Raw genomic sequence first — 15,218 nt, 5'->3', positions numbered from 1 at the left:
CCCAGGAGCCGCCCCGATGTGCGATGTGATGCTGTTCTCCCATGCCAACGGTTTCCCGGTCGGCACGTATCGCAAGATGCTGGGCGTGCTGAGCGACGCATTCGATATTCGCGCGGTAGAGCGCTTCGGCCATGACCCGCGCTTTCCCGTCACGCGTGCGTGGCCAGGGCTCGTCAAGGAGCTGCTGGCCGAGATTGACGCGCAGCCCGAGCCGGTCTGGCTCGTCGGGCATTCACTCGGTGGCTTTTTGAGCTTGATGGCCGCGTTGCGCCGGCCCGAGCGCGTGCGTGGCGTGGTGATGCTGGACTCGCCGGTGATTGCCGGTTGGCGTGCCAAGCTCCTGCGCGTGGCGCAATGGTTGGATATTGATGACCGCCAGTCGCCGGCGGCATCGACCAAGAACCGGCGCAATCTGTGGCCGGATCTCGATTCCGTGTGGAGTCACTTCAAAGCCAAGAAGAAATTCGACCGTTGGGACGAGGACGTGCTGCGGGATTACGTGCAACACGGCACCGAGCCCACCGGCCGTGACGGGGAGCGCACGCTGCGCTTCTCGCGCGAGGTCGAATACGAGATCTACCGCACCTTGCCGACCAACATGGGCCGTAAAGTGGCTGGCGGCACGCCGTTTCCTGTCAGCTTTATTGCGGGCACGCGCTCACGGGAGATTCGCCAAGTCGGCTTGGGCGCGACCCGCCGCTTGGTCGGTAGCCGGCTGCGCTGGATCGAAGGCAGCCATCTGTATCCCATGGAAAAGCCGCTGGAAACCGCCGCGCTGATCCGCCAGATGATCAACGAAATGCGCGCTAACGCAGGCGCCATGCGGCACGCTGCCTGAACGAGCGCGCCTGCGGCAAATTCCACCGATCTGTCACGGATGGGGCAGAGCACCTTTGGTATAATCCGGCTTTCCTCGGCAAGCTAGGTCATGACCAAGTTCGTATTCGTTACCGGTGGCGTAGTGTCCTCACTCGGCAAGGGCATCGCCGCCGCCTCGCTCGCGGCCATTCTCGAGTCGCGCGGCCTCAAAGTCACCCTCCTCAAACTCGATCCCTACATCAACGTCGACCCGGGCACCATGAGCCCGCTGCAGCACGGCGAGGTGTTTGTGACCGAGGACGGCGCAGAAACCGACCTCGATCTTGGCCACTACGAGCGCTTCGTCTCGGCCAAGATGCGCAAGTCGAACAACTTCACCACCGGTCAGGTGTATGAGTCCGTGATCCGCAAGGAACGTCGTGGCGAATACCTGGGCAAGACGGTGCAAGTTATTCCGCACATCACCAACGAAATCCAGGCGTTCATCGAGCGCGGTGCCGCTGCCTCGCACGATGGTAAGGCTGACGTGGCGATCGTGGAAATCGGCGGTACGGTGGGCGATATCGAATCGCTGCCGTTCCTGGAAGCCGCACGTCAGATGAGCCTGCGTCTGGGCCGCAACCAGGCCGCATTCATTCACCTGACGCTGGTGCCGTTCATTGCCAGCGCCGGCGAACTGAAGACCAAGCCGACCCAGCACTCGGTGCAGAAGCTGCGCGAGATTGGCGTGCAGCCGACCGCGCTGCTGTGCCGCGCTGACCGCCCGATCCCCGATGATGAGCGCGCGAAGATTTCGCTGTTCGCCAACATGCCGCAGGACGCAGTCATCTCGGTGTGGGACGTCGACACCATCTACAAGATCCCGCAGATGCTCAACGAGCAGGGGCTGGATCGCATCATCTGCGAAGAGCTGCGCATTAATGCGCCGCCCGCGGACCTCTCGGTGTGGGCACGCATGGTGCACACGCTGGAGAACCCGCAGCACGAAATCACCATCGGCATGGTCGGCAAGTATGTCGATTTGACCGAGTCGTACAAGTCGCTGATCGAAGCGCTGCGCCACGCCGGCCTGCACACCTCGACGCGCGTCAATATCGAGTACATCGATTCCGAAGAGTTGGAGTCGGGCCACATGGACGTGCTCAAGTCGCTGGATGCGATCCTGGTGCCGGGCGGCTTCGGCAAGCGCGGTACGGAAGGCAAGATCCGCGCGATTCAATACGCCCGTGAGAAGGGCGTGCCGTACCTGGGCATCTGCCTGGGGATGCAATTGGCCGTGATCGAATTCGCCCGCCATCTGGCCGGCATGAACGACGCTAACAGCACGGAATTCAACGACGCGACCGAACACCCGGTGGTGGCTCTCATCACTGAGTGGCTGGATCGCGACGGCGCGGTGGAAAAGCGTTCGGCCGACTCTGACCTGGGCGGCACGATGCGCCTGGGCTCGCAGCGCGTGCCGGTGCAGCCCGGCACCAAGGCGTCGACGATCTACGGCGCGGAAGTCAACGAGCGCCATCGTCACCGCTACGAGGTGAACAACCACTACGTGCCGCAGCTGGAAAAGGCCGGGATGATCATCTCGGCGCGCACACCGTCGGAAAACCTGCCGGAAATGATGGAGCTGCCGAGCTCGATGCACCCGTGGTTTGTCGGCGTGCAGTTCCACCCGGAATTCACCTCGACGCCGCGCGATGGCCACCCGCTGTTCAAGGCCTACGTGGAAGCTGCGCTCGCGCATCACCAGCAGACCGCACAACGCGCTGTCGCCTAAGGCGCCGGTGCACAGGAACATCATGAAACTCTGCGATTTCGAAGTCGGCCTCGACAAACCGTTCTTCCTGATTGCCGGCACCTGCGTGATCGAATCGGAGCAGATGGCGATCGACACCGCCGGTACGCTCAAGGAGATCACGGGCGCGCTGGGCATTCCGTTCATCTACAAGTCGTCGTTCGACAAGGCGAACCGCTCGTCGGACACCTCGTTCCGCGGTCTGGGCATGGAAGAGGGCCTGCGTATCCTGGCGGAAGTCCGCAAACAGGTGGGCGTGCCGGTGCTGACCGACATCCACGAGATCGATGAGATCAAGCCGGTGGCCAGCGTTGTGGACGTGCTGCAGACGCCGGCGTTCCTGTGCCGCCAGACGGATTTCATCCGTGCCTGTGCGCAGAGCGGCAAGCCCGTCAACATCAAGAAGGGCCAGTTCCTCGCGCCGCACGACATGAAGAACGTCATCGACAAGGCGCGTCATGCGGCCCGCGATGCCGGTCTGCCGGAAGACAACTTCATGGCATGCGAACGCGGTGTTTCGTTCGGCTACAACAACCTCGTGTCGGACATGCGCTCGCTGGCGATCATGCGCGAGACGGGTGCTCCGGTGGTGTTCGACGCCACGCACTCGGTGCAGTTGCCGGGCGGTCAGGGCACCAGCTCGGGCGGTCAGCGTGAATTTGTGCCGGTGCTGGCCCGTGCGGCCATTGCCACGGGCGTGTCGGGCGTGTTCATGGAAACGCATCCGGACCCGGCATGCGCGAAATCAGACGGTCCGAATGCCGTGCCGCTGCGTCGCATGAAAGACTTGCTGTCAGTACTGAAAGAACTGGATGCGCTCACCAAGCGCAGCGGTTTCCTGGAAAATCAGTTCGACTGATTGACTGATCCCACCCCGACCGGCGGCAGCGTATGCTGCCGTCGTCGTTTCGTTTCAGCTTCCGGAGAGAGACAGATGGCCGCTGGCTACATCCTCGCGTACGTGGACGTGACGGACCCCGTGCAATACGAGCAATACAAGGTGCTGTCGACCAAGGCCATGCAGGCCCACGGCGCCGAGCCGCTGGTGCGCGGCGGCAAGACCGAACAACTGGAAGGCGAGTGGGCCCCCACCCGCATCGTTGTGCTCAAGTTTCCGAGCTATGACGCCGCCAAGGCGTTCTATGACAGCGAGGAATACCGCGCTGCGCGCGACGCTCGCGCCAACGCCGCCAAGATGAACATGATCGTGGTCGAAGGCCTCTGAGTATCCGAGCCACCGATCGCTTGCATTACCTGCTTTAAAAGACCAAGAGGGATTTTCATGAGTGCCATCGTAGATATCATCGGTCGCGAAGTGCTGGACTCGCGCGGCAACCCCACCGTCGAATGCGACGTGCTGCTGGAATCGGGCGTGATGGGCCGCGCCGCGGTGCCGTCGGGCGCCTCCACCGGCTCGCGCGAAGCCATCGAACTGCGTGACGGCGACAAGTCGCGCTACCTGGGCAAGGGTGTGCTCAAGGCCGTCGAGCACATCAACACCGAAATCTCCGAGGCCATCATGGGCCTGGACGCATCGGAACAGGCCTTCCTGGACCGTACCCTGATCGACCTGGACGGCACCGAGAACAAGAGCCGCCTGGGCGCCAACGCCATGCTGGCCGTGTCGATGGCCGTGGCCAAGGCTGCCGCTGAAGAAGCTGGCCTGCCGCTGTACCGCTACTTCGGTGGCTCGGGCGCGATGCAGATGCCGGTGCCGATGATGAACATCGTCAACGGTGGCGCACACGCCAACAACAGCCTGGACATCCAGGAATTCATGGTGATGCCGGTTGGCCAGCCGAGCTTCCGCGAGGCCCTGCGCTGCGGCGCCGAGATCTTCCACGCGCTGAAGAAGATCCTGGCGGACAAGGGCATGAGCACCGCCGTGGGCGACGAAGGCGGTTTCGCACCGAACTTCGCCAGCAACGAAGAGTGCCTGAACACCATCCTGTCGGCCATAGAGCAAGCTGGCTACAAGGCTGGTGAAGACGTGCTGCTGGCGCTGGACTGCGCCGCGTCCGAGTTCTACAAGGACGGCAAGTACCACCTGGAAGGCGAAGGCCTGCAACTGTCGTCGGAAGACTTTGCCAACTACCTGGCGAACCTGGCCGACAAGTTCCCCATCGTGTCGATCGAAGACGGCATGCACGAGAGCGACTGGGCCGGCTGGAAGGCGTTGACCGACAAGCTGGGCAAGAAGGTCCAACTGGTGGGCGACGACCTATTCGTCACCAACACCAAGATCCTGAAGGAAGGCATCGAGAAGGGCATCGCCAACTCGATCCTCATCAAGATCAACCAGATCGGCACGCTGACCGAAACCTTCGCCGCCATCGAGATGGCCAAGCGTGCCGGCTACACGGCTGTGATTTCGCACCGCTCGGGCGAGACGGAAGACAGCACGATCGCTGACATCGCCGTTGGCACGAACGCTGGTCAGATCAAGACGGGCTCGCTGTCGCGCTCGGACCGCATGGCCAAGTACAACCAGCTGCTGCGCATCGAAGAAGACCTCGGTGATATCGCCAGCTACCCGGGCAAGTCGGCGTTCTATAACCTGCGATAATCGCTCGCAGTTTCGCCTCATGTGACTGTGCGACCGCCGCTCTGGCGGTCGCGTGGCATTTGGGGCCTGAGTGCCGCCAACGCTTGTCCCTATGCGCCTGATTACGCTGTTTCTGCTGCTGTTGCTACTTGCCATCCAGTATCCGCTCTGGCTGGGCAAAGGCGGCTGGCTGCGCGTGTGGGATATGCAGAAACAGGTGACCGCGCAGAATCAGCGCAATGCTGAACTGAAGCAGCGCAACACCAAGCTCGAAGGCGAAGTGAAGGACCTGAAGGAAGGCACGGGCGCCATCGAAGAGCGCGCGCGCTATGAACTGGGGATGGTGAAGGACGACGAAGGCTTCGTGCAGTTTGTCGCGCCGGCGCCGAAGACCAGCCAAACGCCACCGCCACCACCGCCTCCTGCGGGCCAGCAGGCGCATCACTGAGGCGGCTTTGCGAACGCGTCGTGGATGACGCGCTCGTTTTCAAGGCAATTTCCCGGATTTACCAGTAGTACGGATAGCCCCAGACAGGCGCACCGTAGCTCACACCCCAGCCACCATGGTGGCGCCACCCACTCCCGTAGTAGACCGAATAGCTCCCGTAGTACGGATAGGGCGCGTAGTAGGGCGTTGCCGCGTAGGCGCGTGCCTCGGCATCACGCTGAATGGCTTGGTCGGACTCACGCAGCGCTTTGGCGTTCAGCTCATCCAGTTTTTTGCGGTCTTCCGCTGACAACGGAGCGGCTGTGGCCGATGGCGTGTCGGCCGGCAGGCGTGCGGTGTAAGGCGTGCCGCCCGGGCCACGTGGCACGGCGACGCAGGCAGACGCCAGCAACGTCACGACGATGGGCAATACCAGCGCGCCAACGCGGGACAGATTCAACGACTGGAAGGTGGAGTCAGACATGATGCGCTCCGCAGTAAGCGGCAGATGACGAAACTGGCGACTTAGAGCGCGGGCGGCCCCCTGAAGTGCCGCGCGCCATGCATCTTCATACTATGTCGCAGCGTTCAATGGCGCTGTTCCGATGCGCCCTGAATACCCTGCGCGACGGTGTCCTGCGCAAAGAGCTGTGCACAGTCCACCGCGTCGAAGCTGTAGTGCTGGCCGCAGAACTCGCAGTCGATTTCCACTTTCTCGCGCTCTTCCAGAATGCTCTCGACCTCGGCTTGGCCGAGCGTGCGCAGCATGGCGCCCACGCGCAAGCGCGAGCACGAGCAGCGGAAGTGCGGGTTCAGCGGTTCGAACATGCGGATGCCAGCGGCTTCCATTTCTTCCCAGTACAGGCGCTTGATGAGCGTGTCGATGGGCTGCTCGAGCAGTTCATCGCGGCGCAGGGTCTTGCCGAGCTGGCAGACGCGTTCCCACGTATCGAGGTCCTGCTCCTGCACGTCCCTGTGCAGCGGCTGACCGGTCTCGCCCACTTGCGCAGGCGCGTGACCCGTGCGGCCTTCCATCGCGCCACCATAGGAGGGCAGGCGCTGCAGCAGCATGCCGGAGGCAGCTTTGCCGTCCGCCGCCAACCACAGGCGTGTATCGAGCTGTTCGGAGCTCTGCATGTAGTGCTCGAGCACCTCGGTGATGGTGGCGAGCGGCCCGTTTTCGTCTGCGAGGGGCACGATGCCTTGGTACGGCTGCTGACCCGGCAGCTTGTCTTGCGGATCGAGCGTGATGGCAAAGCGGCCGTGGCCGTGTACGTTGACCATCTCAGCCAGCGTGGCATCGTCGGCAATCTCGGCGCCTTCGGCGATCTTGGCGGTGGCGCGCATCGACAGGTCGGAGTTGCACTCCACGACCAGCATGCGCACGGGGCCATCGCCGTGCAACTGCATGACGAGCGCGCCATTGAACTTCAGGTTGGCCGACAGCAACGCGGCAGCAGCCATCATCTCGCCCAGCAGCGTGCTGACTGGGGCGGGGTAGCGGCGACGGCGCAGCACCTCTTGCCACGTGCCTTCCAGGCGCACCAGTTCACCGCGCACGGGCGCGGCGTCGAATACAAATTTCTTCAGCTCGTCAGTCATCCATCAATCCGTTTCAGTTGCTGCTTGTACATCGCCTGGCGCACCGCGTACGTCTCGGTATTCAGGTGCATCTTGGCAATGTCGTCTTCCGTCAGTTTGCGCACGGCCTTGGCGGGCGCGCCCAGGATCAGCGTGCCGTCTTCGAAGACCTTGCCTTCGGTGACGATCGCCCCCGCACCCACCAGGCAGTTCTTGCCGATTACCGCGCGATTGAGCACCACCGCCTGGATGCCGATCAGCGAGCCTTCGCCGATGGTGCAGCCGTGCAGCATGGCCTGGTGGCCGATGGTCACGCGGTCGCCGATGTTCAGCGGGCAGCCCGGGTCGGTGTGCAGCACCGAGCCTTCCTGCACGTTGCTGGCCTCACCCACCGTAATCGGCTCGTTGTCCCCGCGAATGACGGCGCCCGGCCACACGCTGGCGCGTGCCTTGAGCTCCACGCGGCCGATGACGGTCGCTTCGGGTGCCACATAGGCGTTTTCGTCGATGGTCGGGGCAACGTCGCCGAGTTGGTAGAGGGCCATGCGATCGGTCTCCAGAATCTATGTAGATGGGGAAATTGCGCGCGTCTTCAAGCCTGCCGGGCGGGGCGCGGCCGACACGTCGATTTAAAATGGCGGAAAGCCAGAATTGTACGCCGATGACCGCTTCACAGCCTTTCCCCCAGCCGCCCCCCGACTCCCTGCGCCACGCCGCGTTGGCCGCCTTGTGCCTGACCGATCCTGCCGCCAAGGTCGACGCCACATTGCGCCTGGGCGAACGCGCCCAAAACGCTGACGACGCAAGTTGGGGCATCGAACAGGCGATCGCGGCACCGGAGAGCGGCGTCCCGGGCCGGCCAGAAGCGCCGGTCCTCGTGCCGCCGTCCCAGGTGCCGCGTCGGCGTGCGATCGATACGCCGCGTGGGCGCGCCGCGCTGCTGCATGCGCTGGCGCATATCGAATTCAACGCCATCAACCTTGCGCTCGACGCGGTGTGGCGTTTTGCTGGCATGCCGGTCGCCTTCTATCAGGACTGGATGCGCGTGGCTGCCGAAGAGGCAACGCATTTCTCGTTGCTGTCTGCGCATCTGGCCACGCTCGATTGCCGTTACGGCGATCATCCGGCCCACGACGGCCTCTGGCAGATGACCGAAAAGACCGCGGCCGATCCGCTTGCACGCATGGCCCTGGTGCCGCGCACGCTGGAGGCGCGCGGGCTTGATGCCTCGCCACCGATTCGCGCCAAACTGGCGCAGGCGGGCGATATGGCGGCTGCCGGCATCCTCGACATCATCCTGCGCGACGAGATTGGCCACGTGGCGGTCGGCAACCGCTGGTACCGCTGGCTGTGCGATCGGGCGGGGCTGGATCCGGTGCCAACGTATCGCCAGTTAGCCGAGCAATACGGTGCGCCACGGCTGCGCGGGCCGTTCAATCTCGACGCCCGCCGCCAGGCCGGTTTTGACGACGACGAGATCGCTGCGCTGGAAGCTTCGTTCTAAGCGCCACGGCGCTGTCCGTCCGCCGCTATAATCGTCAGAAAAAGAACGATCGTTCGATTTCTATTTGTTCGGTGACGGAAACCATGGACTCCACCTCGCAGCCGGCCGCGCGCCAGGCTTCCCGCTCCACCTACCTGCCTGTGCGCGGCCTGCGCTATCACATCCGCGAATGGGGCGAGCCCGGTGCGCCCATCCTGTTCCTGTTCCACGGGTGGATGGATGTGTCGGCATCGTTTCAGTTTCTGGTCGATGCGCTGCGTGAGCGTTGGCACATCGTGGCGCCCGACTGGCGCGGCTATGGCCAGTCGGCCCGGTCCACGGATGCGCCGGGCGTCGAAAGCTACTGGTTTGCCGACTACGTGGCCGATCTCGAAGCCATCGTTGATCACTATCAGCCGGACGGGCAGGTCACGTTGGTCGGCCACAGCCTGGGTGCGAACGTCGTGTGCCTGTATGCGGGCATCCGGCCCGAACGGGTGCGTCGCGTGGTCGATCTGGAGGGCTTCGGCATGTCGGCGTCCAAGGCATCGCAGGCGCCACGCCGGTATGCGCGCTGGCTGGATGAGCTGAAGGACAAACCGCGCATGAACACCTACGCCTCTGTCGAAGATGTTGCCGCGCGCCTGCAGAAGACCAATCCGCGCTTGCCTGCCGACAAGGCAGCATTCCTGGCGCAGCATTGGTCGAGCCGCAACGCCGAAGGCCGTTGGGAAATCCTCGGCGATCCGGCGCACAAGATCATCAATCCGCAGCTCTATCGGCTGGACGAGGTGATGGAGATCTGGCGTCGCGTCACCGCGCCGGTGCTGCATGTCGAGGCGGTCGATTCGCCCACGTTGAAGGCGATTGCGGGCGATGTGCCGCTGCCCGAGTTCAAGGCGCGCTTCGCTGCATTTCCTGATTTTCGTGAGGTGCTGATTGCGGATGCCGGCCACATGCTGCATCACGATCAGCCCGAGCAGGTGGCCGCGCTGATCGAAGAGTTCTGCCTGCCGCGCTGAGCGCTGGGCTCAATTGAGAAACCGCTGTGCCGCGTCCGGCGGCGGCACGATGCAGGTTTCCGAGCGGCCAAACCATCGATAGCGATTGCGCGCGACGCCGCGATAGAGCGCGTCGCGCAGCGGCGCCGGGATCAACCCACCGACCCACGCCAGCCGCCACGGCCAGCCGAGCGTATGCAAGATGCGCAGCACGGCAGCGCTCTCGCGCCACGCATGGCCGCCTCGCACGAACAGCACGGTGTTCACGTCATCCGGATTCACGCCCGCCTGCGTTAGAAGGCGGCGTCCAGTCTCACCTTGCATGGACGCGAAGCGCAGCACGCCTTGCCGATCGTGTCGTAACAGAAACTGGATGGAGCCGCTGCACAGCAGGCAGTGCGCGTCGTAGACGACGATCATTCGCGCTCCAGCGTCGTCAGGTCTAGATAGCCGCGATAGGCGGCAACGACGCCCAGCAGCGGCACGCTGGCGCGTATGTTGAAGTGGAAGCGATCATCGTTGCCGCTTTCTTCGGCCAATACGTCAGGCCGCAGCCATCCGGGGCAGGGGATGCCGAGGAAGCGCAAGCCCTCCAGGCGCATCTGCAGCACGCCGCGCTCCGCTTCCAGCGCAAAGAACAGACGCACGGCGCCGAGCCGTTCCATGATGCGCCCCTGATGTAGCGACAACGTCGAACGCATCGTCTGGCGCGGGAAATGGCGCGTCCAGGTCTCCTGCAGTGGCGTGGCGTCGAGCGTGAAACGGATCGGGCCGCGTGTTGATGTACGTGGAGTACGGATGCACCACGCAAGCCAGCGTGCCACGCGTGAGGCGGGCGGTTCGGTCTCGACCTCGCCGTCCAGTACGACGCGTCCTGCAATGTGGTGGAACGCCTGCACCGCCGGTGCCAGTTCAGCGTACTGCGCGCCGAGGATGGTTTCGTAGAGCGAGGCGGTCATGCGTGCGCTTCTTGCATCGTGATTGCCAGACCGTCGGTTTCGCGCGCAAAGTCGTCCAAGGTCAGCAGGCCGACGCAGGGCATGGCGCCGCGTTGCGGCAACGTGCCTTCCCGAAAGCGGCGCACCAGTGCGGCAGCGGCCAGCGTTGGCACGTACGGGCCGTCACCGCGGAGGGCGATCAAGTGCCACAAGCGTGCGCGCGATGTGCCGTCCGCCAGCAGCCCATCGACGCGCAGGTGCATACCGCCCACGTCCGAGCCCCAGTTCAGGAACCAGTCGGACGCCGCCTTCAGCCAGCGCGTGTGGCGTGCCCAGTTGTTGACCAGCCCCGCCCGCGCCAGTGCGGCCATCACGTTCATGCCGCGATGCAGGAAGCGCAGTTCCAGCCCAGCGCCGAAGCGCACGTGCGGTGTTCCCGGATAGCATTGGGGAAACAGCGCCAGATCCGGCACGTCGCACGGCGACATCAACCGCTCACCCACGGGCGCAGGGTAGGTGTGGCGCCATGTTCCGCTCCAGCCGAAGACCGGCTCGCCCGCTCCCGCAGATGGCAGCGGCTTGCCGCAGTACGTCAGGATCGCCTGGATGGTCGACAGCCCACGCTCCGTGCGGTTGCCCGGGCTGATGCCGATATCAATGGATTGCACCGAGGCCATGTCGCGCGTCAGGTGGTCGACGGCCGCACCCGACAGCGCCGGCACCGAACTCGCGCCGCTGACGACGAGTACACCGGCTTGCTTGGCCGCCGCGTCCAGCGTGGCAATGTCCTGCACAAAGGCACGCCCATCGGCCAAGTCGATGTAGTGCACGCCCGCAGCGATACACGAACGCGCGACGTGGTAGTCCTGCCCTTGGAACGGTCCACCGGTATGGATCAGCAGGTCCGGAGCAAGCATGCGCAGAGACTGATCGAAACTGGGGGCATGGATATCGATGGCCTCGGCGCGCAGGGTGGCGCGTGCCTTCGGTTGCAAGGCGGCGACCAAGGCTTGCGCCTGTGGCAACGATCGCCCGGCAATCGTCACGGTCATCGAGTCGTGGGCAGACAACCGCTCGACCAGCCTCCGCCCAAAAAAGCCATAGCCGCCGATGACAACGACGTGCATGTCGCGCAGCGGTGCGGTCATTCCGCGGCCACATGCAGCTTCGTCTGTAGCCCCGCATCGTTGCTCGAATGCGTATGCACGAGCGTCTTGTCTGGATTCGCGTAGCGGTAAGCGCGGCGCAGCGCCATCGCCACTTCATGAAAGCCCGACAGAATCAGCTTCTGCTTGTTCGGATACAGCGCGATATCGCCCGCCGCAAAGACGCCTGGGCGTGAGGTCTCATACGCCGTGGTTTCCACGGTGATGCGGCCGGCGCGCATCTCCACGCCCCAGTTGGCGATCGGCCCCGGTTCCGACACCAGGCCGTATAGCGCGATCAGCTCATCGCAGGGCAGGACAGTTTCGCCGTCGCGCCCGCGAATGGCCGCGCCGGTGAGTGTGCCGTCGGGCGTGCTGTCCAAACGAGAAAGCATGCCGAGCACGAAATCCATCTCGCCAGCGGCCACGGCTGCGCGCATTTCGGCGATGCTCGCATCGGCCGCCCGAAAGCCCTCTCGCCGATGCACCAGCGTCACGCGCGCAGCCAACTTGCGCAATGCCAGCGCCCAGTCGAGCGCAGAATCCCCGCCGCCGGCAATAACGACGCGTTTGCCCGCAAACCGGGCCGTGTCGCGCACGGCGTAGTGAAGGTGGCGGCCTTCCAGCGCGGCGGCTTCGGGCAGGGCCACGCGCTGCGGTGTGAAGGCGCCGTTGCCTGCGGTGATGAGCACGGCGGCGCAGTCGAATACGTCACCGGCGCTCGTGGTCACGCGGAAGCGTTGGCCGTGCTCGGCCTCCAGCGTTTCGACGGTTTCCGCGCGGCGGTTGCACAGGATCGGGTAGTTGAACGGCGCGCACTGCGCCAGCAATCGATCGACGAGTTCCTGCGCGGTGCATGACACCAGCGCAGGGATGTCGTAGATCGGTTTTTCTGGATACAGCTCGGTGCATTGGCCACCGGGGCGGTCCAACGCATCGACCAGTACGCACGACAGCCCCAGCACGCCGGCCTGAAACGCCGCAAACAACCCCACCGGCCCGGCGCCCACGACAAGTACGTCGATGCGTTGCGCGATGGGCGGGGCGGATTCAGCGGGGAGGGTAGCGACGGAAGTCATGGCAAAGCGTCGGGAACGAAACAATGGGCGCACTATAGCGTGCAGCAACCGGCGCGCCGCGAACACCGCCACGGGCAGTCGGGTCTTCCCCCGGGGGCCGTCCGGTCGTTGGGGGGGTGCCCACGGTGACGCGCCGCAGCAGTAAAATGGCGGAATGCTAAATGTCTCCACCGCCTCCGCCCGAAACGCCGATCTGCACTGCCATTCCACGGTGTCCGACGGCATGCTTGCGCCCCAAGAGGTGGCCGCGCGTGCCGCCGCCCACGGTGTGACGCTCTGGGCGCTGACCGATCACGATGAAGTGGGTGGCCAAGCCGCCGCGCGCGAGGCCGCCACGTCGCTTGGCATGGCCTATCTGCCGGGCGTGGAAATCTCCGTCACCTGGGCGGGGCGCACGCTGCACATCGTTGGCCTGGGCATCGATCCGGAGAACGCCGATCTGGTGCAGGGGCTCGAACGCACCCGCTCCGGCCGCTGCGCCCGTGCCGAGGACATCGGCGCTGCGCTGGCCAAACTCGGCATCGAAGGCGCGTACGAGGGTGCGCTGCGCTACGCCGGCAATCCCGACATGGTCTCGCGCACGCACTTCGCGCGTTTCCTCGTTGAGCACGGCCATTGCAGCGATATCTCCGAGGTGTTCGACCGCTACCTCGGTGACGGCAGACCCGGCTACGTGCCGCACCGCTGGGCGCGCCTGGCTGACGCAATCGGCTGGATCAAAGGCGCCGGCGGTGTCGCGGTGATGGCGCATCCGGGGCGGTACACGCTCTCGCTGGTTGAGCACAGCGCGCTGTTCGACGAATTCAAGGACCTGGGCGGCGAGGGCGTCGAAGTGGTGACGGGCAGCCACACGCCCGATCAATACGCTTTGTACGCAGATGTGGCTCGCCGCTATGGTCTGTTGGCGTCGCGCGGGTCCGATTTCCATGGTCCCGGTGAAGGCCGCATCGAACTGGGCGAGTTGCCCCCGCTGCCTGACAACCTCACGCCGGTGTGGAGCCGGTGGATGTCGTAGGTTTTCGTACCGTACCTCGTACCCACCCGCGCCCCGCATGTCCCAGTTCTTCCAGATTCACCCGACCACGCCGCAAGGACGCCTGATTCGCCAGGCGTCCGACATCATCCGCGCCGGCGGTTTGGTCGCGCTCCCAACAGATTCCTGCTACGCGCTTGCCTGCCACCTCGACGACAAAGCGGCCGTCGAACGCCTGCGCCGCGTGCGCGGCATCGACGAAAAACACCACCTCACGCTGATGTGCCGGGATTTGTCCGAGCTGGCCACGTTTGCGCGCGTCGACAACAAGCAATACCGCGTGCTGAAGGCGGCCACGCCGGGCCCGTTCGTGTTCCTGCTGGAAGCGACCAAGGAAGTGCCGCGCCGGCTCTCGCACCCGTCGCGCAAGACCATCGGCCTGCGCGTACCCGAACACCCGATTCCATTGGCGCTAATGGCCGAGCTGGGCGAGCCGCTGCTCTCCGCCACGCTGCAACTGCCCGGTGACGATGAGCCGCTCAACGAGGCCGAGGCCATCCGCGAACGGCTGGAAAAACAGCTCGAACTCGTCATCGATGGCGGCCCGGCGCCGGCCGAACCCACCACCGTCATCGATCTGACCGGCGGCGAGCCTGAACTCGTGCGCCGGGGCCGGGGCGATCCGGCCCGCGTGGGCCTGTAAGCATGCGTTGGCGGCCGGCGTGCGGCCGCGCGCGCTTGCTACAATAGCCCGCCTATGGACCCCACCCTGATCCAAAACATCGCGGTTTACGCGATTCCCGTCCTGTTTGCCATCACGCTGCACGAGGCGGCGCATGGCTATGTCGCCAAGCATTTCGGCGACGATACGGCCTATGTCATGGGCCGCATCAGCATCAATCCGCTGCGGCACATTGACCCGATCGGCACGATCGCGATGCCGCTGCTGCTGTATTTCGCGACCAATGGCGCGTTCGTCTTCGGCTATGCGAAGCCGGTGCCAGTGCGCTTCGGCCGTCTGCGTGATCCGCGCTGGCATGGCATGTGGGTGGCGCTGGCCGGGCCGGCCACCAACTTTGTCCAAGCGATCCTCTGGGGTGTGCTGGCGGTGCTGTTTGCTGTGGGCGGCGTGAATGAGCCCTTCCTGATTGGCATGGCGCGCGCCGGCATTCTGGTGAACATGGTGATGGCCGCGTTCAACATGTTCCCGCTGCCGCCGCTCGATGGCGGGCGCGTGCTGGCCGCGCTTCTGCCGCCGCGCGCCGCGCTGGCGTTGTCGCGCATCGAACCGTTTGGCTTCTTTATCGTGATGGCGCTGATCATTTCCAACGTCATCACCAACGTCTGGATGCGCCCGATCATGGCGCTGCTGTTTCACATGCTGCAGTGGATTTTGAGTCCGCTGCAGGCGCTGTTTTCCTGAATTCCTGAGTCT

The 15,218-nt window shown here is 64.6% G+C and carries 18 protein-coding genes; 11 read left to right on the top strand and 7 right to left on the bottom strand.

The genetic code is table 11. From position 1 onward, the window contains the following. The first annotated feature begins 16 nt into the window (after nucleotides 1–16). The 6 genes from ACN9M1_RS09645 to ftsB all read left to right on the top strand — a co-directional run bounded on the left by ACN9M1_RS09645 (nucleotide 17) and on the right by ftsB (nucleotide 5,604). A complete protein-coding gene (locus ACN9M1_RS09645) occupies nucleotides 17–838 on the top strand; it encodes an alpha/beta fold hydrolase (protein ID WP_426393897.1) in 822 nt (273 codons plus the stop codon). Nucleotides 839–928: 90 nt separating this feature from the next. After that, entirely contained in the window at nucleotides 929–2,593 is a 1,665-nt protein-coding gene (locus ACN9M1_RS09640) for a CTP synthase (RefSeq protein ID WP_426393895.1), read from the top strand. A gap of 22 nt (nucleotides 2,594–2,615) precedes the next feature. Then, nucleotides 2,616–3,470 carry a 3-deoxy-8-phosphooctulonate synthase gene (gene kdsA / locus ACN9M1_RS09635; protein ID WP_426393893.1) on the top strand — a complete coding sequence of 285 codons (855 nt, stop codon included), beginning with the start codon at nucleotides 2,616–2,618 and terminating at the stop codon, nucleotides 3,468–3,470. 75 nt (nucleotides 3,471–3,545) lie between these two features. Continuing rightward, nucleotides 3,546–3,836 carry a DUF1330 domain-containing protein gene (locus ACN9M1_RS09630; protein ID WP_426393891.1) on the top strand — a complete coding sequence of 97 codons (291 nt, stop codon included), beginning with the start codon at nucleotides 3,546–3,548 and terminating at the stop codon, nucleotides 3,834–3,836. Between the two features lie 57 nt (nucleotides 3,837–3,893). Beyond that, nucleotides 3,894–5,177 carry a phosphopyruvate hydratase gene (eno, locus tag ACN9M1_RS09625; protein ID WP_048934213.1) on the top strand — a complete coding sequence of 428 codons (1,284 nt, stop codon included), beginning with the start codon at nucleotides 3,894–3,896 and terminating at the stop codon, nucleotides 5,175–5,177. A 91-nt stretch (nucleotides 5,178–5,268) separates the two neighbouring features. Continuing rightward, nucleotides 5,269–5,604, top strand: a complete 336-nt coding sequence (ftsB, locus tag ACN9M1_RS09620) for a cell division protein FtsB (RefSeq protein ID WP_426393890.1) — start codon at nucleotides 5,269–5,271, stop codon at nucleotides 5,602–5,604. A gap of 58 nt (nucleotides 5,605–5,662) precedes the next feature. Here ftsB and ACN9M1_RS09615 read toward each other — a convergent pair whose 3' ends face one another. From ACN9M1_RS09615 to ACN9M1_RS09605, 3 genes are all read right to left on the bottom strand, one after another. Beyond that, complete coding sequence (locus ACN9M1_RS09615) at nucleotides 5,663–6,067, bottom strand: hypothetical protein (protein ID WP_426393888.1); 405 nt, start codon at nucleotides 6,065–6,067, stop codon at nucleotides 5,663–5,665. Nucleotides 6,068–6,171: 104 nt separating this feature from the next. Then, entirely contained in the window at nucleotides 6,172–7,185 is a 1,014-nt protein-coding gene (locus ACN9M1_RS09610; RefSeq protein ID WP_426393886.1) for an Hsp33 family molecular chaperone HslO, read from the bottom strand. Continuing rightward, a complete protein-coding gene (locus ACN9M1_RS09605; RefSeq protein ID WP_021194083.1) occupies nucleotides 7,182–7,709 on the bottom strand; it encodes a gamma carbonic anhydrase family protein in 528 nt (175 codons plus the stop codon). Before ACN9M1_RS09605 ends, ACN9M1_RS09610 begins: the two co-directional genes overlap by 4 nt. An 89-nt stretch (nucleotides 7,710–7,798) precedes the next feature. On the opposite strand from ACN9M1_RS09605, the gene ACN9M1_RS09600 reads away from it, so the two are divergent. Both ACN9M1_RS09600 and ACN9M1_RS09595 read left to right on the top strand, forming a co-directional pair. Next, complete coding sequence (locus ACN9M1_RS09600; RefSeq protein ID WP_426393884.1) at nucleotides 7,799–8,668, top strand: ferritin-like domain-containing protein; 870 nt, start codon at nucleotides 7,799–7,801, stop codon at nucleotides 8,666–8,668. Between the two features lie 83 nt (nucleotides 8,669–8,751). Then, entirely contained in the window at nucleotides 8,752–9,669 is a 918-nt protein-coding gene (locus ACN9M1_RS09595; protein WP_426393882.1) for an alpha/beta fold hydrolase, read from the top strand. Between the two features lie 9 nt (nucleotides 9,670–9,678). Here the strand turns inward: ACN9M1_RS09595 and ACN9M1_RS09590 are convergent, their stop codons facing one another. The 4 genes from ACN9M1_RS09590 to ACN9M1_RS09575 are packed head-to-tail and all read right to left on the bottom strand — an operon-like array spanning nucleotide 9,679 to nucleotide 12,810. Then, a complete protein-coding gene (locus ACN9M1_RS09590) occupies nucleotides 9,679–10,068 on the bottom strand; it encodes a thiol-disulfide oxidoreductase DCC family protein (RefSeq protein WP_426393880.1) in 390 nt (129 codons plus the stop codon). After that, nucleotides 10,065–10,607 (bottom strand): DUF4166 domain-containing protein, encoded by a 543-nt coding sequence (locus ACN9M1_RS09585; protein ID WP_426393878.1) that lies wholly within the window; start codon nucleotides 10,605–10,607, stop codon nucleotides 10,065–10,067. The genes ACN9M1_RS09590 and ACN9M1_RS09585 overlap by 4 nt, the downstream gene beginning before the upstream one ends. Beyond that, the gene (locus ACN9M1_RS09580) at nucleotides 10,604–11,734 is read right to left on the bottom strand and encodes a saccharopine dehydrogenase NADP-binding domain-containing protein (RefSeq protein WP_426393876.1); all 1,131 of its coding nucleotides are present in this window, start codon (nucleotides 11,732–11,734) and stop codon (nucleotides 10,604–10,606) included. Before ACN9M1_RS09580 ends, ACN9M1_RS09585 begins: the two co-directional genes overlap by 4 nt. Further along, nucleotides 11,731–12,810, bottom strand: a complete 1,080-nt coding sequence (locus ACN9M1_RS09575; protein WP_426393874.1) for an NAD(P)/FAD-dependent oxidoreductase — start codon at nucleotides 12,808–12,810, stop codon at nucleotides 11,731–11,733. The genes ACN9M1_RS09580 and ACN9M1_RS09575 overlap by 4 nt, the downstream gene beginning before the upstream one ends. A gap of 154 nt (nucleotides 12,811–12,964) precedes the next feature. Between ACN9M1_RS09575 and ACN9M1_RS09570 the strand changes: the two genes are divergently transcribed. The 3 genes from ACN9M1_RS09570 to ACN9M1_RS09560 are packed head-to-tail and all read left to right on the top strand — an operon-like array spanning nucleotide 12,965 to nucleotide 15,206. Next, the gene (locus tag ACN9M1_RS09570) at nucleotides 12,965–13,825 is read left to right on the top strand and encodes a 3',5'-nucleoside bisphosphate phosphatase (protein WP_426393872.1); all 861 of its coding nucleotides are present in this window, start codon (nucleotides 12,965–12,967) and stop codon (nucleotides 13,823–13,825) included. Between the two features lie 37 nt (nucleotides 13,826–13,862). Then, nucleotides 13,863–14,486 carry an L-threonylcarbamoyladenylate synthase gene (locus ACN9M1_RS09565; RefSeq protein WP_426393870.1) on the top strand — a complete coding sequence of 208 codons (624 nt, stop codon included), beginning with the start codon at nucleotides 13,863–13,865 and terminating at the stop codon, nucleotides 14,484–14,486. A 54-nt stretch (nucleotides 14,487–14,540) separates the two neighbouring features. Next, a complete protein-coding gene (locus ACN9M1_RS09560; RefSeq protein ID WP_426393868.1) occupies nucleotides 14,541–15,206 on the top strand; it encodes a site-2 protease family protein in 666 nt (221 codons plus the stop codon). Nucleotides 15,207–15,218 lie beyond the last annotated feature (12 nt).

Origin of the sequence: Ralstonia sp. R-29, from assembly GCF_049913345.1 — a bacterium.
Taxonomy (GTDB): domain Bacteria; phylum Pseudomonadota; class Gammaproteobacteria; order Burkholderiales; family Burkholderiaceae; genus Ralstonia.
The sequence above is the reverse complement of the archived record's forward strand: the minus strand, read 5'-3'. Positions and strand labels throughout refer to the sequence as shown.